The sequence below is a fragment of the Marinomonas sp. NPDC078689 genome (genome assembly GCF_044542435.1).
GTDB lineage: Bacteria > Pseudomonadota > Gammaproteobacteria > Pseudomonadales > Marinomonadaceae > Marinomonas > Marinomonas arenicola.
Genome location: NZ_JBITUJ010000002.1, coordinates 461699 through 484870 on the forward strand (window position 1 = coordinate 461699; position 23172 = coordinate 484870).

Here is a 23172-nt window from a genome sequence, read left to right on the forward strand (position 1 = left end):
ATACTTTTTCTAATTCAATGACGCTAAATAGCCACACCAACCGTTAAATTGAGTAATATCCTCAGCATCATCAAGACCATAAGGTTCGCAAATAAACCCCGACACTTGGCGGCCATCCATTAAGGTGACTTTACCGATACCAAGCGGCGCTGGGATACCCGCCACAAAGCTGCCAAAGTTTTCGCTGGGAACGGACCAGACTTCCACTTCTATGGCTTGCCCGTTGTGTTTATCTAATACCAACCCCGGTCGTAGGGGCGGCCCACCAGCCAATAAATGCATACGATACATGGCCGCCGTGGTGGTTTTTTCAACCAAACTGGCACCGCGTTCCGTCAATTGCCAATTCAGTGGCTGACCGGACAAATGCGCCCCACACACCATCACCTCCACCCTAGTCGTACTCTTTACAGGAAACGCATTAGTTGGCGTTGCCATGCTTTCCAAGGCCCCTTTTTTCAAAGACATGGCTTGCTGTATCCGATTGGCAATCGACATCAGCATACGATCACTAAAGGTGGGTCCAACCAATGTGATACCAAATGGCATGCCGGCTTCTGTCAAGGTGGTGGGCACCGCTATAGAAGCCAAATCAATCAAGTTCATGAAGTTGGTGTAATACCCCAATTCACTGTTGTGCTTGATTGGCTCGGCCAACATTTCTGCTACCGTAAAATGGCGGCCTGCAGTGGGGGTCAGTAAACAATCTAGGTTCGCCATTTGCGCTAAACAGCTTTGTTTCAACGCATTAATACGATATTGCGCTTTGAATAAATTCGTCGCGGGCGGCTTGCCTCCTGGGGCAATGATGTCACGCACCACAGGAAAAATAGCGTCCGGGTTGTCATCGATCAGCGGCTGTGTGGCAATATAACGCTCCGCTACCCAAGGCCCTTCATAGAGCAATTGGGCTATTTCATCAAACGGCGCATAGTCTATTTCTTGGAATACAAAGCCTTCCGCACTGAGCTTCTCTAAGGTCGCCATATAGGCTTTTTCATAGCCTTTATCGCCAAAGAACTTCAGCTGATGCTGGGCAATCACCCCAACGGTTAAGGCACCTGTACGCAACCCATATTGGCGCGCCTGATTATCATATGGGTTCTCTCGACTGTATCCGTCGTGAATATCAAAACCTTCACTCGCCGCTAAGGCAATATTCGCATCGTCTGTGTTGTAGGCAAATATCGTGATGCAATCCAGACTACGACAAGCTGGCACTAACCCCGTGGCTGACAACAAACCAATCGTGGGTTTCACCCCAACTAAATTATTAAAGCAAGCGGGTACTCGCCCCGACCCTGCGGTGTCTGTGCCCAAACTAAAGCTGGCCAATCCCAACGCAACAGACACGGCTGAGCCTGAGCTTGAACCACCACTGATATAGTCATAATCAAACGCATTATGACAGGCTCCAAATGGCGACCGAGTGCCATTGAGCCCTGTAGCAAACTGGTCCAAGTTGGTTTTCCCCACCGGAATGGCACCGGCATCGATCAACTGCTGTACAACCTTCGCAGAAGACTCAGGAACATAACGAAAAGCGTCACACCCAGCCGTTGTCGGAATGCCTGCTAGATCAATATTGTCTTTGATGGCAAACGGAATCCCCCATAAAGGGTGAGTCGCCAAATCCTTGTCTTTTAATCCATCAAGCCATCTTGATTGCTCGGATTGCGTTAATAAATGAATCCAAATATTGTGATCCGCATACTCGGCCGCGCGTTCACGAATACCCGCCATCACACTTTCAGGTGTCGTGGTACCCGCCTGATAAGCAGCACGTAAAGCCGAAAATCCCATATCAAGAGGCTCGCTTGCCGTGCTCGTCGTCATATTAATACTCATGCTTCTTCCTCCAAAACAACAATAGCTTGTCCAGCATTAACACGGCTGCCGTCTGTTAATAACAAATCAGACACCACGCCAGCACTGGATGCATAGATAGGGATTTCCATTTTCATCGATTCAAGAATAACCAATAAGTGGCCAGCTTCTACCTTTTGCCCTACTTCAACTTGAGTCTGCCAAACACTGCCTGAAACTGGGCTATCGATCACAATGGCGTCTTCACTCCAAGTCACCTCTGTTTCAATGGCTTGCGCTTCATCGGTGTCATAATGGAATTGTCCATTGGCGTGCCAATTGGCCAGCTCTTCTTCAAACGCCTGATTTCGGCCTTCTTTAAAGGCATCAATGCTCTGTTCATTCTCACCAATAAAGGCTTCGTACTCAGATAAAGAAAAGGTACTTTCTTCAATACGCAGCGGGTAATTGTCATGGGGGAAATCTTTACGGATTTGCTCCAACTCCTCATGGCTGACTTCGTAAAAACGAATCTGATCAAAGAACCTCAGTAGCCAAGGTTTAGTAAAGGCGCTGGTCAAACGATAGCGGTTCCACATCTGCAAGGTACGACCAACAAACTGATACCCCCCCGGCCCTTCCATGCCATACACACACAAGTAAGAACCACCGATACCGACTGAGTTCTCTGCGGTCCAGGTACGAGCTGGGTTGTATTTTGTCGTTACCAATCGATGGCGAGGGTCTACTGGTGTGGCAACCGGCGCCCCTAGGTAGACATCGCCTAATCCCATGACCAAATAACTGGCGCTAAACAGAATCTCTTTAACATCGGCAATGCTTTCAAGGCCGTTAATACGACGAATAAACTCTAAATTACTCGGACACCAAGGCGCATTAGAACGCACCGATTGAGCGTATTTATCAATGGCTTCTTGGCAAGCTCTGTCATCCCAAGACAAGGGTAAATAGATCGTTCTAGAAGGCACCGTCAGTTCCGCTAAATTCTCACTTAACGCCAATTCTGCGGCTTCTAGATGATCCAGTAACGGCTGATGATGTAACACTTGACTGTCATAATGAATTTGCAAAGAACGAATACCCGGAGTTAATTCGCGTATCCCAGCAAGGCTGTTTTTCTCTAGCCACTGCATCAGCGCATGAGCCCGAAAGCGCAAACGGATATCCAATATTTGCTCACCGTACTCGACCAATAAAAAGTGATCGCCCGCGGCACGGTAAACAATTTCATCTTTGAAGCGATCCGCAGATAATGTTTTTAAGATCGGCGATCCCTCTAGATGTGGTGCAGCACATGGCGCAATAGACTGTTCGTATGAGGTGAGCTCCGCCAAACTGGTATTTTGCGCACGCTCTAATGCACTTGCATCGTCTAAGCTAACGCTAACAAAACGTATTTTATCGCCGGCGCGCAGCTGACCAAGCTTCCATAAGTCAGCACTAATCACGGTCGCAGGACAAACAAAACCACCAAGAGATGGCCCATCTGGGCCTAAAATAACCGGCATATCCCCAGTAAAATCAACACTACCAAAGGCATAGGCATTGTCATGGATATTGGATGGATGAAGACCCGCTTCACCGCCATTATCACGCGCCCATTTAGGCTTAGGGCCGATCAAACGAACGCCGGTTCGGCTGGAGTTATAATGCACTTCCCAGGCCGTTCCAAAAAACATTTCTATGTCTTCTGGGGTGAAAAAGTCCGGCGAACCATGGGGGCCATAAATGACGCGCAACTCATGCTCATTGGTTAGCTCTGGTAGTAAGCCTGCTGGCAGTAATGGGGTCGGCTCTGCTGCCTCTGTTTTTTCAGTTAACGGCTTAGCTAAGGTGTGAAGTACATCTCCGGTTTGCAGTGCCCGACCATTGTGACCACCAAATTGACCGAGCGTGAAAGTGGATTTTGAGCCCAAATAATCAGGGCAATCAAAGCCACCTGAAACCGCAAGGTAAGCGCGGGCACCGGCTTCTTTAATACGTCCAAAGGTCAGTGTCTGACCTTTCTTGATGGCTAAAACCTGATTATTTAGAACCGCTTCACCGTCCAGTTTTACCTCAATATTGGCGCCTGAAATCACCACCAAGGTCGCGAAGCTAAACAGCAAACTCGGCCCTTGAAGCGTTATCTCCATCGCCGCGGCGTCCAGTGGATTCCCCAATAAGCGATTGGCCAAACGAAAGTGATAATTATCAAACGGGCCAGAAGGAGGAACGCCCACATTCCAATGGTGCTGACGACCAGGGAAATCTTGTAAGGTGGTTTGCGTACCGCCACTTAAGACATCAATTCGTGCCGGTTGATAGACAAATTCATTCAGGTAGCGGGTGCTTACTTCACCGCGCAATAAGACCGGGTCCGTCACTAAAATTTTAAGGTAATCCAAATTGGTTTCTGTGCCATACAAAACACATTCTTCTAACGTGCTATGGAGCTTTGCAAACGCCTTATCACGCGTCTCTTGATGCACAATCACCTTGGCTAACATAGGATCAAAATACGGCGAGACTTGTATTCCTGTCTCTATCCAGTGGTCAATTCGAACCTCTGAACTGGTCGCCTGCTCGACCACTGGCCAGCTCACTTGGCTTAATAGGCCAGCACATGGTTGAAAGTCTTTATAAGGGTCTTCGGCATAGATACGCACTTGCACCGCATGGCCATTGGCTTGTAGCTTGTTACGCTTGTCTTCAAGCGCCAATGGTTCGCCGGCGGCCAGTCGCACCATCCATTCCACCAGATCAACGCCATACACCATTTCTGTGACGCCGTGCTCTACTTGTAGCCGAGTGTTCACTTCTAAAAAGTAAAACTGATCCGTGTCCATGTCATAAATAAATTCAACCGTTCCGGCATTACGGTACTTCACAGAAGACAGCAACAACTCTGCGGTTTTGTGCAACTGACTGCGCACTTCATCCGTCAAGTTCGGGGCCGGACATTCCTCTACTACCTTTTGATTACGACGCTGACTAGAGCAATCACGTTCGCCCAACGCCAAAGCACCGCCCTTGCCATCAGCAAAAACCTGCACCTCAATATGACGCGCTCGGGCAATAAATTTCTCGATAAACACACTGTCGTCGGCAAAATTATTTGCTCCTAGACGACGTACTGACTCGAAATTATCTCGTAAACTGTTTTCATCATGGCACAGGTGCATGCCGATACCACCGCCACCAGCGGTACTTTTTAACATCACAGGGTAGCCAATTTGGTTGGCCGTCTGACAGGCAGTATCAAGGTCAGCCAGTAAATCAGAACCTGGAGAAAGCGGAACATTGGCTTGCTTGGCCAGTTCGCGAGCACGGTGTTTTAAGCCAAATTCAATCATTTGCTCTGCTGTAGGTCCAATAAACGCAATGCCTTCGGCTTCGCAGCGGCGCACAAAATTGGCGTTCTCACTAAGAAACCCATAGCCTGGGTGAATCGCTTTGGCGCCGCTTTGTTTGGCTATATGAAGAATTTTCTCCATATCTAAATAGGTGTCAGCGGCACTGCCTTCGCCCAATGAAAAGGCTTCATCGGCACGTTTTACATGAAGACTTTTCGCATCCGACTCAGCGTACACAGCCACAGACTGGATGCCCATTTTTTGTAAGGTACGAATAATGCGTGTCGCAATGGCGCCACGGTTGGCGATTAATACTTTGTTAAACATGGTTCAACCTTGCCGGGCCGTCCCGGAATGAACTACATCAGTGGTCGTCCACTGAGCGGTTAAAGTTATCTAGCGTGTTCTTTTGTAGAATGAATTTTTATATCCATTAGCAATCGCTAGGGATGCCATACCAGCAAATCAACTGGGGTTGGGTTATAACCGTTACAAGGATTATTCAGCTGAGGACAATTCGAAATTAAAATAATAAGGTCCATTTTAGCCACCATCTCTACGTATTTACCGGGCGCTGAAATACCGTCTTCGAAGGTTAGGCCACCTTCTTGGGTGACAGGAACATTCATGAAAAAGTTAATATTGTGGCTGATGTCACGTTTCGACAGACCGTATTCAGGGTGTTCAGCAATGGCTAACATCCAACTGTCACGACACGCATGCATGCAACGCTTTTCTAGGTCATAACGCACGGTATTACTTTCTGTAGCACAAGCACCGCCGAGTGTGTCATGGCGTCCACAGGTGTCTGCCACTATGTCTAACATGACATTATTTTCATTCGACCGAATCGCCGAACCCGCGGTTAAATAGACATTGCCTTGTTCACGAATGGTATCTGTTGCGCTATAGCGTTCAGCTGGTTTGTTGGCGTTATAAAACAAAGTATCCGCCGCCTGATTGCCTTCTAAATCCACAATTCGAAACTTACTGCCCGCCTTTACTGTGCCAATAAAGTAGTCACCCGCATCAATATGAAACGCCTCATCTGCACTGTCTGTCGTGAATACACTTTCTTTAATCATGGGTTACGCCTCCATAGCGTCTGTTGTATTGGCTGGGGCTCCCAGGTAATACAGTTCATTATTGGCAAAGCCGCGTTGGTTTTCAGGTCGAGACATCTTGCAGAAATCATCGTCGGCAACAGGCTGGGCTTTTTCTAGCAGGATTGAGATAGGCTTTTTCGGGTAACTGGCAGCATTGCTTAGCGGGTGTGGACAGGTATGCAGTATCACCAGAGTGTCCATTTCGAAGCGTAAAGTGACACTTGAACCAGCCGGACTGTTTCCTTCCACTAACGACATACTGCCTTCAGCATCTGTACTTACCCGACTAAATAAATTCAAGTTTGCCGCATGATCAGCCTGAGTCAGACCGTATTTGGCCATTTCAACCAGCATGGCATCATGGCCATTTTGCATCCATTCATTGTGATCGCTCTGGTAATCTCGAACGCCCCATTTGCTGGCAATATGGGAAGCATGACTGTTACCACATACGGTTTCATGCCAACCAACTGAGTCCTCAATAATTGAGGCGAAAATACGCCCCATATCAGAATACAAACAGTGGCCTTTGGTCAGTCTGAACGTATGCTGACCTTTTAATGTATCTGGCGCGTTATAACGCTCTAATAGGTTTTCAGGGTTATAAAACACCATTCCAAGATTCCCATCACCGGCGATATCCGTCAGGGTCATTTGCATACCCCGACGTACTTTTAGTGACCAATGGCTTGCAGCAGGAATAAGGGTTTCATACTTGTTCATAATGTGTTCTCCGTGGTGTCATCAGTCGTACCCATTGAAGGATCAAAAATAGGTCGAATACGCTGATCAATTTCTTCATACAGTGGGGCGGGAGCATGACCTACGGGTAAGTCATAGGTGATTGAAGCGCCATAAGCATTGGGCGCATGTGGGTCATGGCGTAATTTATCGAATACCCATAGACGAGTGCCTAAATGAAAGCCTTCTTTCAAATCATGGGTAACCATAAAAATGGTCAACTTATGCTTTTGCCATAGGTCCAACACTAGGGCATGCATGTCGGCACGAATGCCTGGATCAAGCGCACCAAAAGGCTCATCTAAAAGCAAAATTCGGGGTTTACAGATAATGGCTTGCGCTATCGCTAAACGCTGTTTCATGCCACCTGACAATTCATGAGGATAGCGATTCAGGGCGTGGCTTAAGCCCACCTGCTGCAAGATATCGCTGGCTTCTTGCTTCGCTAAGGCTTTCTCCTTACCAAATAAGTAACCGCTGATGGAGCGCTTCTCAAAACCTTTTGCCGCAACCACATTTTCCAGTACCGTCATATGCGGGAAGACAGAATATTGCTGAAACACTATGCCACGATCTGAGCCAGGCTCATTCGGTACCGGTTTACCATCCAGCAAGAGCTCACCGTCAGTGGCGGTTTCAATGCCCAATAGCATTTTCAAAAAGGTGCTTTTTCCGCACCCAGAAGCGCCAACCAAGGTTACAAACTCACCTTCTTTTACGTCGATGTCGATACGCTCTAGGATCACATCTTGGCCATAGCGCTTACCCAGTTTTTTCGCTTGTATCATGGTTTTTGCAGCTTGCTTTGCTTCTAATTGACTCATGAGCGCGCCTCCAAACTCCAAGGAAAGAGTCGTCGGTTTAAACGACCCAATAAGTAATCCACCAAGAAAGCCAGCAAGGTGATCCAAGCCACATAGGGCAAAATCACATCCATAGAGAGGTAGCGACGCACTAGGAAGATTCGATACCCTAAGCCATCGGTAGAGGAAATCGCTTCAGCGGCAATCAAGAACAACCACCCAGCTCCCAAAGACAAACGCACAGCATCAATCAATTTCGGCAGTATCTGAGGCAACAACACACGGATGAGTATTTGACTGGTACTGGCCCCTAATGTTTGTGCTTTCACCAATTGCTCAGAGGGTATTTCTTGTACTCTGCGCTGAATATCGCGGGCAATAAAAGGGGTTATACCGATAGCAATAAGGGTTATTTTTGAGGTTTCACCCAAGCCTACGGCGATGAACAAGATTGGCAATAACGCCAATGGCGGCACCAGGGAGATGACCGTCAGTAACGGCGATAAACTCGCAGTTAACAAAGGCAAAGCGCCTGTCATCAGGCCTAGAAATAGACCTATCGAAGCGGCGATAAGCACACCTGATCCTAACCGCATTAGACTGCTTAAAGTGTCTTGCCAGAAGACATAGTCTCCAGTGCGACGACTTGGGGTAAATGCCATGCGATACATGGCCTCCCCCATGCTACTAAAAGAGGGCAATATCTTATCGCTTGGGTTAATTGCCAAGCGCGCATCAGAGCTGATCATGTAAAGCACGATCAGCAAAGCAAAAGGCAGTAAACCTAATAAGATTGCGTTGCTTCGGCTTGGGGTATAGTTGATAAGTTTCTTCATAATTTGATCCCAGGACGACGTTTCACCGCTGTGGGCTTACTTCCTTGTAAGCCCATTAACCGCATATATGTCGTTGGTTTTTAGATGCGTTACAGAGTGCCGTCTGCCGCCATTTGCATATAGGTAGGATCAAAACGAAGTTTGATATTGTTCTCGTCTCCGTAAACACCCGATGGCATTTGAATACCCACAACCCCTGCATCTGGGGCGCCATCGCCAAGTAGACCGTGTTCAAATGAGAACTCGGCCACATGCTTCATAGTGGCAAACAATTCTTTACTATTGGTTAACTCGAGGGCACTTTGAGGGGTATAAAACATGTGCGTTTTGGCTAATTGAGCATCGTAGCCGGCAAGATCGGTTTCGGCCGCATTCGCCATATCAGTACGAATGCTTTTGGCGTTCGCGCTGTCACCTTGCATTAATCCCATAATCTCATACCAAGCACCCACTAGGGCTTTACCAAAATCAGGGTTCTCTTTTAAGGTCTCGGTATTGACTATCATGGTGTCTAAAATCTCACCTGGGATTTTAGAAGAATCAAAGACGTTGTGAGTATTAGGCATGTTCAGTATTTCACTGACAATCGGATTCCAAGTCACCACAGAGGTCACATCTTTGGTGCTGGCAATAGAGGCCATATCGGCATCTGAGGTATTGATCACGCTGACGTCTTTTTCACTCATATCAACCGAGTCTAAAGCCCGTGCTAACAAGTAATGAGACACACTAAATTGCACTAGGTTAACATTCTGTCCCTTGATGTCTTTTAGGTCCGTTTTGTTCTTTAGGATAACGGCGTCGTTGCCATCTGAATAATCGCCGACGATCAAGACCGTGCTGTCAACACCACTAGCGGCAGGAATGGTAAGCGCATCCATTTGCGCCATGGTACAGCCATCAAATTGACCTGCTGTGTATTGGTTCATAGATTCGACATAGTCATTCATTTGCACAACGTCGATATCAATACCGTATTTATCACCCCATTTTTTGATGATGTCAGATTGTTGAGCGTACGCCCAAGGCATCCAACCAGCATAAATAGACCAACACACCTTAAAGTGATCTTGTGCTAATGCATTAGCGGATAATAGGAGGGAGCAAAGCAGAATGGTTACTTTTTTCGCAGAGTGTTTCATTGAATTCACCTTTTCAGTTTGTTTAGTTACACATGGAGTACCCTTGGCAATATCGCCATGTGGTCTCCCGGGCTTTTATCCCTCCGTGTAACCTTGAAACATTCAAGGTCGAAAGCTCTCGGACCAGTCATTTCGATAAAACCGAAACCGGAACCCTAGCTCTCTATTTAATCAAATTGTGATGCTCGACTTTCCAAGGGTACGAACATAACCAATGTAAAAGCACACACTGTGCCAAAAAATTTAATGTAATGTTTTAAATGGTTTTTTTATCAAAATTCAGGCGAAAACCTTACTAAACAGAAAGCAGCAGATGATCATTCGCACCAAATAAAACCACCCAGTGCATTGCATGGCATAGAAACGGTGCGTAAAAAAAGGAAGTCTAATACAGGCTGACACACTCGATTGTATCGGCTGCTATTCAACGCTTCCCCCGAAGGCATAAAGCATCAAGGCGCCTCTTCCCCCACTTCTTTCTATTGGTATAGAAAGCAAGAGTGAAGAAAGAAGCGCCTCCATCAGACGATTAACCTGAAAAACATACTTTGTACTTAACCGTAATTACGAGCAAATTTACGCATAAAGTCAGCCAGTTTTTGGGCCTCTTCAACGGTCACGCCGTTGTATAAGCTGGCTCTTAGGTAGTCGCCCACCCCAAACGGCGTTAAGGTGCGTAATCCAACCATGCCCTTTTCCCAACTGGCGATCAGAAAAGCATTGGTTGCCTCTTCATCACCGCCTTTAATATTAAAAGGCACATTCATTCGACTGCGTAACGCTTTGTTTTCTATCGGTGTGCCATAGAAGCCGTTTGAACTGTCAATCACATCATAAATCGCTGCCGCTTTGGCGATAGAGCGTAATTCTATTTCATACACACCACCTTGGGCTTCGATCCAATCCATAACAAAGCCGACCACTTCAATGTTAAAGGTCGCTGGGGTATTCCATAAGTTTCCAGCCTCGCTGTTGGTGGTGTAATTAAACACGCCAGGACAAAGTGGCGAGGCTTTACCCTCCCCTAGCAAGTCTTTGCGAATCACCGTCATGGTTAACCCTGGATGACCTATGTTCTTGGAAGCACAGGCAAACAACACGCCCACACCGCAACCATGCCAATCAATTGGCTTGGTAGAAAAATCTGAACTGGCGTCCACCACCAAAGGAATGTGTTTGCGTGAAGCTGGCAATGTAGGCAAACGATGCAACTCAATACCGTTAACCGTTTCATTGGAGCACAGGTAAACATATTTACTGTTAGGGTCGATGTTTTCCTCAGTCAATTCAGGAAAGCCAATATAGGCACCCGTTTTAGGGTCTCGCCCATCAATGGACTGAACATGACAATAGCGCTTGGCCTCTTCAGCACCCCGTGCAGACCAAGTACCGTTCACCACATAAGTCGCCACATCGGTTGGCTGATAACAAAGGTTTAATGGCAGGGCTGCAAACTGCCCATGGCCACCACCATGAGTAAAAAGCACTTCATAATCATCCGGTATTTCCATCACTTCTCTGGCTTTCGTCACCGCGTGATCCAGTATCTCTAAAAACTCAGGAGCACGGTGCGACAAGGCCAGCGAGGTCAATCCAGGTTGATTAAATAAACCGGCAATCCTCTCTTCCACAGCCTTTGGCAAAGACGTAGGACCTGGACTAAAGTTAATCACTTCGCTGTGAGGCGCCGTCGAGTTAAGCGAACCAAGAAGCGCTGGATGGCTATCTGTATTCATGCAATTTCACCTTTCACAAACAAGTCATAATCGACGTCTTAGCAAGGCGTCAATCCTAGATATGGCAGCATCGCCGAAATAAAAGCAGCAGGCTTTCAGAAAAGAAGCAAGGAAACAGTGACGCTTCACTTCCCTCTATCGGCAATCAGAGTACGACCATGCCTATTGATTGCTTAGTACCAACATCAACTTTCGTTGGCACCAAAAAGAAGAAGATTTAGAGCGCCGTTAACAGGCTCAAAGAAGGCAAAAAAGAACACATAAAGAAGCGACTAAAACGTCGGGAACTGGACGTTAAAGCCTTTTAGGGAAGAGCTTTCTAAGTAGCGAGAGAAGTAATCGACAAAATCCTGATCAACCACTTCTTTCTTTATTAAGCTGGCGTTTCGAATGTACAAGCGGCCATTTTTTTGGATGGCGATGGCCTGATGAGTGATGTTCATATTGGTGCCGATCCACTGTTTTACCGAATAGTCAGGTCGCACCATGCTAATGACACTGCCAGTGGGGATACGATTTAATAAATCGTAATTGATCGTTGAATTAGCCAAATGTTGCTGGATCATCAACTCACGCAAGGCGGATTTTTTGGCTTTCGCGCTAAGCGCTGTGTTTGCTTGTAATTGCTCCCGTTGATGCGCTTGCTGGGCTAACTCATCACTCGACAATTGTTTTTTCTGAAACACCGCCGTCAGAGGAACATAAGGGGTCGTTACTGCTTCAGGCGCAAACTTTTCACCCTCTTTTCGTAACGCCGAAAGACGCTTTTGTTTCGCCTCGGGAGACAATTCAAGCCCTTGGATTCGGCTCATCGACATGCGCTGATACCAGGCTTTCTTATCAATAACCGTGTGCGCAAACTTAGTCGTCGCGCCGCCAATTTCCTGTGTCAGATCGGTTAACATCCAGCGGTTATTAGGCAGCCAATCGGCGCTTGGGAAATGATTACGAGTAACAAATGAGACTTGCCCATTTTTATAGCGGATTTTTTCTAGATTGGGCAAAAACTCATCCACAGATTGAGACAGTGCGCCAGCCAATACCGCTTCTACATAGGTTGTGCAATCAAACACATCAAAACGGCTTAACGGGTCTTGATCGTAACGCCCTTGCGCACCTTCCCCTAAATTGCCATCCACATAGGGCGCGCCAAGCAACACCTGACTGAGGCGCGCAATTTTTTGTGCCGTCGGTATGGCCGCTGCCGCATTACTTTCTATGACATGGTTAAACTCAGTCTGACGGTTTTGAGGCGTCAAACCAGCATGACTTTGCGCGCTCACCGAGGCCGCTACCAAAAGTAGCCAGCCACAACCGATGTTAATACTTCGCTTTTTCAACAAACTCTCACCAACATAGAATGGAATCCATTAAGCCTATCGTAAAACGCAGCCGATGAAAGCAGGCTTTACATTTTTCTGGCAATCGGAAGCCTCAATTGACGCCCCCTATCTTGACCATAAAACTCGCCCACAAGAGGGGGCATCTGTCATGGTTTAGGCAATAAAAAAGCCGATCAAATGATCCGCTTTTTGGTGTTCTTCTCTTTTGGCTTCTGATTACAAAACGCCTAGTGGTTTATTGCTTTGGCTGCCAAGGATCAAGATGTGCTTTGCGCATTTTGTCTTTCTCGGCGGCCGATGCCCCCCAGTTGCCATCGTAAACCTTTCCTTCCCAGTCACCATAGGTCGGGTTAGGAAGCATAATAAATTTCGTACCAAACAAGGCTTTATTTTTTTCTACTGCCGCGTAACTTTCCGTTAAGCTTTTGGTTTTAAAGGCGCTAGAAAAATCATTAAGATTATCGCCCATAAACAAAGCAATGTCGTATTTCTCTGCCACTTTAAGACGACGTGCTTCTTTATCACTGGTGGTGGTTCTAAGCATCAAATGGGCATCGTCCACATCCGGAAAACCCAATTCCGCGAGGTTTTTACGCGTACCTTCCAAACCCACCATTTTACGGTTGGTAATATAGAAAACCTCCGCGCCCTTGTTCGCCGCATAGTTCAAAAACTCAACCGCACCAGGTAGCGCCTTGGCTTCAGCGGCGTTCATCCATTCGCCCCATGTTTTGCCTGAATAACCTTCATTTCTGCCCACCAACCAAGCTTCATACGGGCTGTTATCTATAATGGTTTCATCGGCATCCACCACAATGGCGATTTTTTTATCGCCGTTGTGGGTACTCGCGAAATGATCAAAACGCATTTGCGCTAAATTAAAAGCCTGATAAGACAAAGCCTTAAATTCAGCAGAGGCCTGCATCCATAAGTTGGCCATGACCAACTGTTCATTTAAATTCTGGGTAGTATAAGGCGTCTCATCGGCCCAAGCCGGTAAGGACACACTCCCCGCCAACAAAGCCGTCGACACCACCAATGTACGTAATTTAGCAGAAAACATCTTCTCACTCCCTTAAGTGAATAGCCTAAAAAAAGATTTATACAGTAAACCAACAGAGCCTTTCTAACGCGTCATTAGCCGTTATCATTACAAGATTTTAACCAGAAGGTCAAAAAAAACATCTCCTGCTATTGGCCTTGCCCAAACATGTGTCGCATCCGCAGACGAAGCACGATTAAGTGCCTGATGGTTAACATCAACAGAGGCCCCTTGTGGTGAAATACAGCAAGGAATTAATGAAGTTCAAGCCCTTTCAAACGTAGGTTCCAGCGCCCTTTATGGCTTCTTTCACAAGCCTCTTCCGAGTCAAAACTCACAGACTGACGGCTGTTTTTAATGACGAGATTCGCCCCTTTTAATTCATCTTCAATACACTGATAAAAGAGCACGTCACCCTGTGTCGATAATAACTCAGCCACGTCGGCTTCTTTCTCAAACACACAAACAATCTTAAGCGACTGTGGGTAGCGATTAAAATCCACCACATGCGTCAGCCACACAAAGCCCTCTACCTCACCGAGTAGATGATCACAAACCTTGGTGAGCGCTTCTCTTAGTGCCTTGTCTAGTTTCTTATCCGACTTTTTCATTTACCACCCAATCAAGGCATTTGCCGACTTGAAAATATGCATTTAAATCAACTAATTAATTTTATATCTTAGCCACTATTCTATTACTCACCTCTCCGAAAGAACAGTTACGCTCGCGAGGAAAACCCTCTTTATGCGCCTGTTTGGTGCCTCTTTCAGTCAATGCTTAAGCGGCGACACAGCCATCAATGAAAGACAAAGAGGTGTGTTTTGTTGATCGACGTTATAATGACATTCTATTGCGTTATTCGGACCAGATTTTTCTCTTAAAATGGCTTATTATTCGCACTCCGGCTCACCATGGCCTCACTCATTCAAGACCTATTTTTTTCTATGATTAGACTTTCGAATATCCAGCTACCTTTGGATCATAATGACACCGCTATAGAACAAGCCATCTTGTCCACATTGGGCATCACAGCAGATCAACTTGTTCGCTTCTCTATTTTTCGCCGCGGCTATGACGCCAGAAAGAAAGCTTCTATTCTTTTGATCTATACCCTAGATGTGGAAACTCGGATTGACCAAGCCTTGCTGACTCAATTTGCAGACCATCAACAAATCAAAGAGACACCAGACCTTAATTACCATCCAGTTGCTCAAGCGCCTGCCACCCTCACTGAACGTCCTATCGTGATTGGCTTTGGCCCTTGTGGATTACTAGCAGGCTTAGTGCTCGCTCAAATGGGTTATAAACCTATTATCTTAGAGCGCGGTAAAGAAGTTCGCGAGCGCACCAAAGACACCTTTGGTTTTTGGCGCAAAAAAATCCTTAACACCGAATCCAACGTGCAATTTGGTGAAGGCGGCGCAGGCACCTTTTCAGACGGTAAGCTTTATAGCCAAGTAAAAGACCCAAAACAGTACAGCCGAAAAGTACTCAATGAATTTGTCGCCGCTGGCGCCCCAGACGAGATCCTTTATGTCAGTAAACCGCATATTGGTACCTTTAAACTGGTCGCCATGGTTGAGAAAATGCGCGCTCAAATTATTGAGTTAGGCGGCGAAATTCGCTTCAGCGCTCGAGTCGATGACATTCATATCGAAGACAACCAAATCACTGGTGTCACACTCGCCGATGGCGAACGCCTCAATGCCAAACACATTGCGCTGGCAATTGGTCACAGTGCTCGTGACACCTTTGAAATGCTTCATGAAAAAGGTGTTTACATTGAAGCCAAACCTTTCTCTGTTGGGTTTCGAATCGAGCATGAACAAAGTGCCATCGATAAAGCCCGTTTTGGCCCTAATGCGGGCAACGAAATTCTGGGTGCGGCGGATTACAAGTTGGTTCATCACTGTAAAAATGGCCGTTCTGTTTACAGTTTTTGTATGTGTCCAGGCGGCACTGTCGTTGCGGCCACGTCAGAAGAGAACCGCGTTGTTACCAATGGTATGAGTCAGTACTCGCGTAATGAACGTAACGCCAACAGCGCTGTGGTTGTGGGTATTGACCCATCTGATTACCCAGGTGGGCCACTGGCTGGCATAGAGTTCCAACGCAAATTAGAAAGCCATGCGTTTGTCATGGGCGGCAGCAACTACGATGCCCCCGCTCAAACCGTCGGAGCGTTTTTGAAAAACCAAACACCAGAGGAACTGGGCACTGTCGAGCCTTCGTTTAAACCTGGCATCAAGCTTACCAACCTAGCCGACGCCTTGCCTGATTTTTGCATCGAAGCCATTCGCGAAGCGATTCCTGCCTTCAATAAAAAAATCAACGGCTTTGCCTTTGAAGATGCTTTATTAACCGGGGTAGAAACCCGTACTTCTGCACCGATCAACATCAAGCGAGATGACAGTTTCCAAAGCATTAGTACCAAAGGTCTGTATCCAGCCGGAGAAGGCGCAGGGTACGCCGGTGGCATTATGTCTGCCGCCATTGATGGCATTAAAATCGCCGAAGCGATGGCGTTGAGCATCAATCAAGCGGAAAAATAATCGCGTTTCACGTCACTCCAGAAGCGCCCGCTTCTGGAGATCGTTTTGCTGCTATCCATCTGTATCCAACACATAAGCCTAATTGATAGACATAAAAAAACGCGCTTTAGAAACCATCCAAGAAAGTTGGATTTATTTCTAAACAGCGCGTTTTTTATACGACAACGATTATTTCAACAGGTTATCGATACTGTACTAAGTCATTACAAAGGCTGCCCATCGTATTTACTAACCAAACAATCTTGGCCTTTTTGCTTCAGCATATTACAAAAATCGACACTATAAGCACGGTCCAAGAATGGCCCTACTTTTAGCTGATACATGGTGCGTCCATTGATGGATTTCTCATTCACATGAGGCACTAAATTAACATAAGTATCAGGAGATCCGTTGCTCAATACCTGCCAACCACGAGCGGCTTCACCACGACTGCCATAAGCGGCCAACTGAACACCGTAGCTTTTATCTTGGGAATGAGAGGCTGATTGAACCGCAACCGGTGTCACGACATTTTGTTGCGTGTTGTTGTAGTTTGGCTGAACCGGAGCTGGCGCCGTGTTCACCGCAGGTGCGGCCGTAACAGCAGGTGCAACGTTGGCAACCGCCATTGGCGCGCCATCCGCAGTATCCATATCATTTGATGCCGCTGGCGAAACAATAGACTGACCAGTATTGCCTGCGTTAGATTTCTTAAGTTCGGCAATTTCCGCTTCTAATTGATCAACACGATCAAGCTTCGTTTGCATGTCTTGCAACTCAGTATCGTGTGTCTTCACTTTGTCTTGAAGGTCTTGATAAGTCATAAAGGTATTTTTACCTTCAAACACAGAACAAGCACTGAGCGACAAAGCCACAGACACCAACAAGAGTTTTTTTATTATACCCATTTATCCAATCCTCCGTGTACAGCAATAAAATAGAGCTCAGCTAACCGTTAAGTAACCAGCTTTGTCCCCATAACAGTAATGCGTATCTTGACGCCTTACCAACAAAAACGAAAGGTAAAAAATACCTTATTGGCGTATGAAATACACCTGCAATCAAGGAAATAGCATCACCAATGATGGGTAACCACGTAAATAACAGGGTCCAGCTTCCATATCGATTAAAAAAACGCTCTGCTCTTACGCGATTTTTAACGCTCACCGGAAACCACTTGCTGCCCTCATAACGAACAAGGTAACGCCCTAAATACCAATTTGTCAGTGCCCCTAATGTATTTCCCGTACTGGCCCAAAACCATAACCAAACCACCGCTAAGCTAGCGTCACTGGCGTAATAGAGCAACAGCCCTTCGGAGCCTAGCGGCAACACAGTCGCGGATAAGAATGACACTGTAAAAACAATAAGATAATTCAACAAAGACTCTAAATGCCATCATCAAGGAAAGTCGTTAAGTCTACCTTGTTTCTCGCTAAAAAAGAGCCTTCTTAAAATGCGGTATTACAAAACCAGCAAAGCGGTTTTCTAAATCTCTGTTTTGAAAAGCTCAAAAAGATGCGCAAAGCCCGACTGATTCCTTTTTCTGTGATCTAGATCAATGTTTTAGATTCGAGTTATGCGCATCGCGACCGTAGAATAAGGAAGATATTTTCTAGGGAAAAGCCTATGTTAAACCGGATTAATAACATCAAAATACGTTATAAGCTATGGGCAATTATCGGTCTTATGTCGATCGGCACAACGGCCTTGATTCTCGTGTCATTAGGCACTCTTTTCCAAAGTAGCATTCACGATAGAGAAAGCCATACACAAGATGTACTGAGTATTGCGCACTCTATTATTTTGCCGATTTATCAGGCTCAACAAGCCGAAAAAATAACCGCACAGCAAGCCAGAGAACGGGCAATGCTCGCCCTATCTCACATTCGCTACGGGGATCAACAAGGCCTCTGGGTTCTCGACCACAACCATGCACAGCTGATCGCCGCCGATAATTATGCCGGTAAATCTGCGCCTAGCTCCCTTATCTCTGCCTTTTCGAATGCTCAGCCGACCCTAAGCAAAGACAAGCGTTCTGTGCGAACTTTTCGCTTTGACTATCAAGGAAGTGATAAGCAAACCCACCGAGTGATCGCCAGCGCCTATGTTTATGCCCCATGGCAACTCACCTTGGTGGCGACTGAGTCAATGGACACCGTATGGGAAATGTTCCTCAACGCCATTATCAATTACGCCATTTTAGTGGGCGTGCTTACCGTGGTCGTCGGCGGCACAGCGCTCTACATCATTCACTTAGTGACGGCGCGCATCACCAGCCTGTGTAACACCATGAGCGCGGTGAAAAAATCGGGCGATTTAACACGCCGTGTGGAATTTAATGGTCATGATGAAATGGGCGAAATGGCCGCCGCCTTCAACAGCATGATGGGCGACTTTCAATCCATTGTCGGCAAGGTCAGCAACTCCAGTGAAACGCTAGATAACATTGTCGGCCAAACCAATCATTCCACACAAAAAACCGTTTCCAGCGTAACGGTACAGCTCAATGATACCGAGCAAGCAGCGTCACTTATGCAAGATGTTCTCATGGCGGTAGAAGCCACCTTAGCCATGGCAGAACAAGCCAGCCAAACAGCCCAACAACTAGGCCAGCACTCAAAACAAGGCTTAGGGGTCATGGACAAAGCACAGCAAGAGATCCAACAGCTTTCTTCAGAAGTGGGCAATGCGACTAAGCAAGTGCATCAACTAAGAGCCGATGTGACCAACATCAATGAACGCTTAAGTATTATTTCGGAAGTCGCCGATCAAACCAATTTATTGGCGCTCAATGCGGCGATAGAAGCGGCAAGAGCGGGCGAGCAAGGTCGTGGCTTTGCCGTGGTCGCAGACGAAGTGCGACAATTGGCACAGCGCTCTCAATTGGCCGCCACCGAAATCGGCACACTCATCGACGAGCTGACCCAGCAAACGCTGGTTTCAGTGCGGGTCATGGAAACAGCGCAAAATACCGCCAATGAAGGGGCCGAAAAAACCGCAGAAGCGAGTCAGGCATTTACCGACATCGCCAACGGCGTATTATCCATCTCTGATCTCAACAGCCAGATAACAGAAGCCGCCAACCGTCAGCACCATTCGTCTAACACGGTGAACGCCACGTTAGAAAAAATTGCGCAAGTGTGCGAAACCACCACCGTAAATTCTCACGACATTCAAACGTCTGTGGAAAATTTACAAGAATGCGCGACACAATTACGTGGTTTGGTGAAACAGTTTCGTATCTAGGTCGTAAAGCGCTCTGTTTGCTTGTTATTAGAGCCACAGAGCGCTTTGCCAAGCCAAATTGGGCACTAATCTTGCTTTGTTTTTATCAACCTAAGCAACTGAACTGAGAGCAAAACCCTGATTAATTCACGGCCATCCTCAATCAGGGTAACAACATAGAAGAATAGAGAAGAAGTTATTTTACTACTTTATCTTCATCGCCAGTCACCATATGCTTAGAGAAGAGAAAGGACGGTCCTGTTTCTTTCAGACCTCCATTATTGTTTCACGCCATGCATTACACACCATGGCAGTTTTAAAGCGTTTTCGCTTCCGAGGCATCGACATATGGCGTTTGATACACAAGAAAAGCTGGATTCTCTTTACCAACACATTCAAGCGGTCATCCTTACTCGACAACACCCAGTGACTGGCTTATTTCCGGCCAGCACCAGCATTAACAATCACGGCAACTACACGGATGCGTGGGTACGAGATAATGTCTACAGTATTCAAGCAGTGTGGGCATTACACCTCGCCTATAAGCGGGCTTCAAACCCCGATAAACGCGCCCATGAATTAGAACACGCCTGCATTAAAATGATGCGCGGTTTGCTGTTCGCAATGATGCGCCAATCCCACAAAGTAGAAGCCTTTAAACACAGCCTTGACCCCAAGGACGCATTACACGCCAAGTACGATACCAAGACAGGGTTAGAAGCCGTCGCGGACGACGCTTGGGGACACTTGCAAATTGATGCCACCAGCTTTTACCTACTGATGTTGGCACAAATGACCAAAGCGGGCAGCAAGATCATCTTCTCTCGCGATGAAGCCAATTTTATTCAAAACCTTATTTACTACATCTCTCGCACTTATCGCACACCAGATTATGGCATTTGGGAGCGAGGCAATAAGGTCAACAATGGCAAAGCCGAAATTAACGCCAGCTCCGTTGGCATGGCAAAAGCCGCGATGGAAGCCCTAGACGGTTTAAACCTCTTTGGCGAAGACGGACCAGAATGGTCAGTGATCCATTCGTTTGCCGACGCGGTCGCGCGTGCTGGGTCTGTTTTACAATCGTTGCTGCCAAAAGAGTCTCGCTCTAAAGAAGTCGATAGCGCACTGCTCAGCATCATCAGTTTCCCCGCGTTTGCCGTCAACGATGAAAAACTGGCAAGGCGCACACGACAAGAGATCCTCGATAAACTTGGCGGTGAATACGGCTGTAAACGTTTTCTATTGGACGGTCACCAGTCTGTTCTAGAAGACCAAAGCCGCATTTATTACGAGTACAATGAGTTGATCAATTTCGAGCACATTGAATCGGAATGGCCGCTTTTCTTTACCTATTTATACATTGACCGATTGTTTGCTCGTGACTGGGAAAGCGCTAACTTTTACCGCTATAAACTCGAAGGATTGATGATCGAAAAAGACGGGCAAATGCTGCTTCCTGAGCTGTATTATGTGCCAGAAGAAAACATCCTAGCGGAAAAAGAAAACCCAGGTTCCCAAGCGCGCGTACCGAATGACAACCTTCCTCTCGTGTGGGCTCAGAGCTTGTATTTGGTTGGAAAAATGCTCGATGACGAGCTTATTAAAACCGATGATCTCGACCCCTTAGGGCTGCATAAAATCCAGTACCGCCCAAATAAAGTCACAACCTCTATGGTGATTTTGGCACAGAACAACGCCGTCAAAGAAAAACTACTCACGGCTGGCTGTTTATGCCAAACGGTAGAAGAAATCGCGCCATTAAAAGCCATTAGTGCCAAGCAATTGGTCGAGACCTATCAACACCTTGGCGTGTCATCAAGCTTAGGGTTAACTGGCCGCCCTGATCGCGCATTGAACAGCTTAGCGACCTCTCAGCCTTTCCATATTAATGAGGATAACTACCTTTGTTTGTCGTGGATTCAGAACGAAGACAAAGACTACCGAAAAATTGACCCTGCCTTATTCCAAACACACATTCGCAATGAACTCAGCATTATTGCACAACACTGGTATTACCCAGCGAATGCGGTTTTTACCATTCTCATTGATGATGCTCTGAGTGAAATGCTGGGCGCTGATGAATTATTTGAGTTTATTCGTCAGCTGCAAAATCGAGAACTAGAAGAGTTTCGAGTCATCCCACAATCGGCGAAAAACGCGTTCAAATCTGGGAGTCGTAGAACCATTACCATCACCTCCCCTGAACGCTACGAGCTTGGCACCACCTTGCCCGTTCATCAAGCGCCTTGGCAACTTGCGACACAACCGCAGGACTACGACAGCAGTAAGATGCACACCATAGACACAGAGCAATTATTGACTCGCTTAAACGAGCGCCCTTCTCTTGAGGAAGCCATTGATTGCTTGATTGAACTCGGTGCTAGGCGCGCGTTGATGAATACCGTACCTGACTCAACCCCTGCGGTCACCGCTTACAAAGTGCTGAAATCTGTGTACACCCAAGCGCTCTTAAGCGGCAACTGGAAAGCGTCTCGCTTGTTATTTTCTTTGATGCTGAAACCATCTACGGATCTGGCAACCTATATCGCAGACATTACGGTGCGTCAGCGACTATTGGTGCTTGGCGAAAACCCAGAAGACGAAACCAACATCTCCTTGCCGTTGCATCAAGATGACATTTTGGCTTTACTAAAATCCACCTCATCTTCTTCTCTTAGCATGGTGCTTAGCTATGAGCTGATCGCCATTGCCGGTACGCTGATTAAAGTGAATCCAGACTATTTCGCCGGCGTAAGAACCCTACGAATCCACAGTTTGGCGATGCTTTGTGCGCGCCACTTTGACCCAGAAGAGAGTGCACCTGTCTTTGAAACCCTGTCCCATGTGTCGCCGAACGAACTCTATAATGTGCTCACCGACGTTCTGCAACAAAAACACATTGAATTCACTCAAGTTGCTAATAATGTCCGCTACCACCACAATGTGGATGCCAATGATATGAAAATGAAGGATGTGGATTGGTTTGACTGGCGAGAAGAGCAAGGAATGATCACTAAACTGCCCGAGTCGATGTTACAGCAATTATGGGAAAGTCTGCATCATGTGGACTCCATTGTGTTTGGCGATGTTCAGAGCAACACCACGCTCGATTGCAAACAAACACTCAGTTCCATGACTCCGGGTGAAGATACTTTTGCGGTGCTCATCGAGTCATTAACCTTCGACATTCACCCTAGCTGGTATAAGAGTTTAATTTTTGAAGGCCTGTACGCCTACATTCAATTTTGCCAACAACATAAAAACTGTCGATTTGAACACGAAATCAATTTGCCTGTTTTGGTCTCTCATGCAGCGCTCGATCATGCCAAACAGTACCGAGTGGACCACCCTAAAGACAATTTAGCAGAAGCAGCCTTAGATGAATTCGCGCAATTGACACTCAGTAAGGTTAATCAATATTTACGCTGGGCGGTCAGCAAACTACACAGCCGTCAACACCAAATACAATCTGATAAAAAACACTAAACCCTGGTTGGAGAAG

The 23172-nt window shown here is 46.7% G+C and carries 16 protein-coding genes and 1 riboswitch; of the genes, 3 read left to right on the forward strand and 13 right to left on the reverse strand.

Annotation, left to right across the window (positions count from 1 at the left end; all coding sequences use genetic code 11):
- Nucleotides 1-9: 9 nt before the first annotated feature.
- The 11 genes from atzF to ACIGBN_RS05310 form a co-directional block, all read right to left on the reverse strand.
- Nucleotides 10-1848: an allophanate hydrolase gene (gene atzF / locus ACIGBN_RS05260; protein WP_396664038.1), complete on the reverse strand. Its 1839-nt coding sequence runs from the start codon at nucleotides 1846-1848 to the stop codon at nucleotides 10-12.
- Complete coding sequence (gene uca, locus ACIGBN_RS05265; protein WP_396664040.1) at nucleotides 1845-5489, reverse strand: urea carboxylase; 3645 nt, start codon at nucleotides 5487-5489, stop codon at nucleotides 1845-1847. Before uca ends, atzF begins: the two co-directional genes overlap by 4 nt.
- Before the next feature lie 116 nt (nucleotides 5490-5605).
- Nucleotides 5606-6247 (reverse strand): urea amidolyase associated protein UAAP2, encoded by a 642-nt coding sequence (locus ACIGBN_RS05270; RefSeq protein ID WP_396664042.1) that lies wholly within the window; start codon nucleotides 6245-6247, stop codon nucleotides 5606-5608.
- Nucleotides 6248-6250: 3 nt separating this feature from the next.
- Entirely contained in the window at nucleotides 6251-6991 is a 741-nt protein-coding gene (locus tag ACIGBN_RS05275; protein WP_396664044.1) for an urea amidolyase associated protein UAAP1, read from the reverse strand.
- Complete coding sequence (locus ACIGBN_RS05280) at nucleotides 6988-7833, reverse strand: ABC transporter ATP-binding protein (protein ID WP_396664046.1); 846 nt, start codon at nucleotides 7831-7833, stop codon at nucleotides 6988-6990. The genes ACIGBN_RS05275 and ACIGBN_RS05280 overlap by 4 nt, the downstream gene beginning before the upstream one ends.
- A complete protein-coding gene (locus ACIGBN_RS05285) occupies nucleotides 7830-8648 on the reverse strand; it encodes an ABC transporter permease (protein ID WP_115897254.1) in 819 nt (272 codons plus the stop codon). The genes ACIGBN_RS05280 and ACIGBN_RS05285 overlap by 4 nt, the downstream gene beginning before the upstream one ends.
- Before the next feature lie 89 nt (nucleotides 8649-8737).
- On the reverse strand, nucleotides 8738-9790 hold the full coding sequence (locus ACIGBN_RS05290) for a putative urea ABC transporter substrate-binding protein (protein WP_396664048.1): 1053 nt from the start codon (nucleotides 9788-9790) through the stop codon (nucleotides 8738-8740).
- Between the two features lie 62 nt (nucleotides 9791-9852).
- Nucleotides 9853-9960: riboswitch (guanidine-I (ykkC/yxkD leader) on the reverse strand.
- Between the two features lie 384 nt (nucleotides 9961-10344).
- Complete coding sequence (gene serC, locus ACIGBN_RS05295; protein ID WP_396664050.1) at nucleotides 10345-11526, reverse strand: 3-phosphoserine/phosphohydroxythreonine transaminase; 1182 nt, start codon at nucleotides 11524-11526, stop codon at nucleotides 10345-10347.
- Between the two features lie 272 nt (nucleotides 11527-11798).
- Complete coding sequence (locus ACIGBN_RS05300) at nucleotides 11799-12866, reverse strand: N-acetylmuramoyl-L-alanine amidase-like domain-containing protein (protein WP_396664052.1); 1068 nt, start codon at nucleotides 12864-12866, stop codon at nucleotides 11799-11801.
- 238 nt (nucleotides 12867-13104) lie between these two features.
- A complete protein-coding gene (locus ACIGBN_RS05305) occupies nucleotides 13105-13932 on the reverse strand; it encodes a 5'-nucleotidase, lipoprotein e(P4) family (RefSeq protein ID WP_396664054.1) in 828 nt (275 codons plus the stop codon).
- A 233-nt stretch (nucleotides 13933-14165) separates the two neighbouring features.
- Complete coding sequence (locus ACIGBN_RS05310; protein WP_396664056.1) at nucleotides 14166-14522, reverse strand: Fis family transcriptional regulator; 357 nt, start codon at nucleotides 14520-14522, stop codon at nucleotides 14166-14168.
- A gap of 333 nt (nucleotides 14523-14855) precedes the next feature.
- Here ACIGBN_RS05310 and ACIGBN_RS05315 point away from each other — a divergent pair, with 333 nt between their 5' ends.
- The gene (locus ACIGBN_RS05315) at nucleotides 14856-16463 is read left to right on the forward strand and encodes an NAD(P)/FAD-dependent oxidoreductase (protein WP_133002930.1); all 1608 of its coding nucleotides are present in this window, start codon (nucleotides 14856-14858) and stop codon (nucleotides 16461-16463) included.
- A gap of 203 nt (nucleotides 16464-16666) precedes the next feature.
- Here the strand turns inward: ACIGBN_RS05315 and ACIGBN_RS05320 are convergent, their stop codons facing one another.
- Together ACIGBN_RS05320 and ACIGBN_RS05325 are read right to left on the reverse strand one after the other, a co-directional pair.
- Nucleotides 16667-17350: an SPOR domain-containing protein gene (locus tag ACIGBN_RS05320; protein WP_133002929.1), complete on the reverse strand. Its 684-nt coding sequence runs from the start codon at nucleotides 17348-17350 to the stop codon at nucleotides 16667-16669.
- A gap of 40 nt (nucleotides 17351-17390) precedes the next feature.
- A complete protein-coding gene (locus ACIGBN_RS05325) occupies nucleotides 17391-17822 on the reverse strand; it encodes a YqaA family protein (RefSeq protein ID WP_243711998.1) in 432 nt (143 codons plus the stop codon).
- 249 nt (nucleotides 17823-18071) lie between these two features.
- On the opposite strand from ACIGBN_RS05325, the gene ACIGBN_RS05330 reads away from it, so the two are divergent.
- A complete protein-coding gene (locus ACIGBN_RS05330) occupies nucleotides 18072-19691 on the forward strand; it encodes a methyl-accepting chemotaxis protein (RefSeq protein WP_396664058.1) in 1620 nt (539 codons plus the stop codon).
- A 327-nt stretch (nucleotides 19692-20018) separates the two neighbouring features.
- Entirely contained in the window at nucleotides 20019-23156 is a 3138-nt protein-coding gene (locus tag ACIGBN_RS05335; protein WP_396664060.1) for a glycoside hydrolase family 15 protein, read from the forward strand.
- Nucleotides 23157-23172 lie beyond the last annotated feature (16 nt).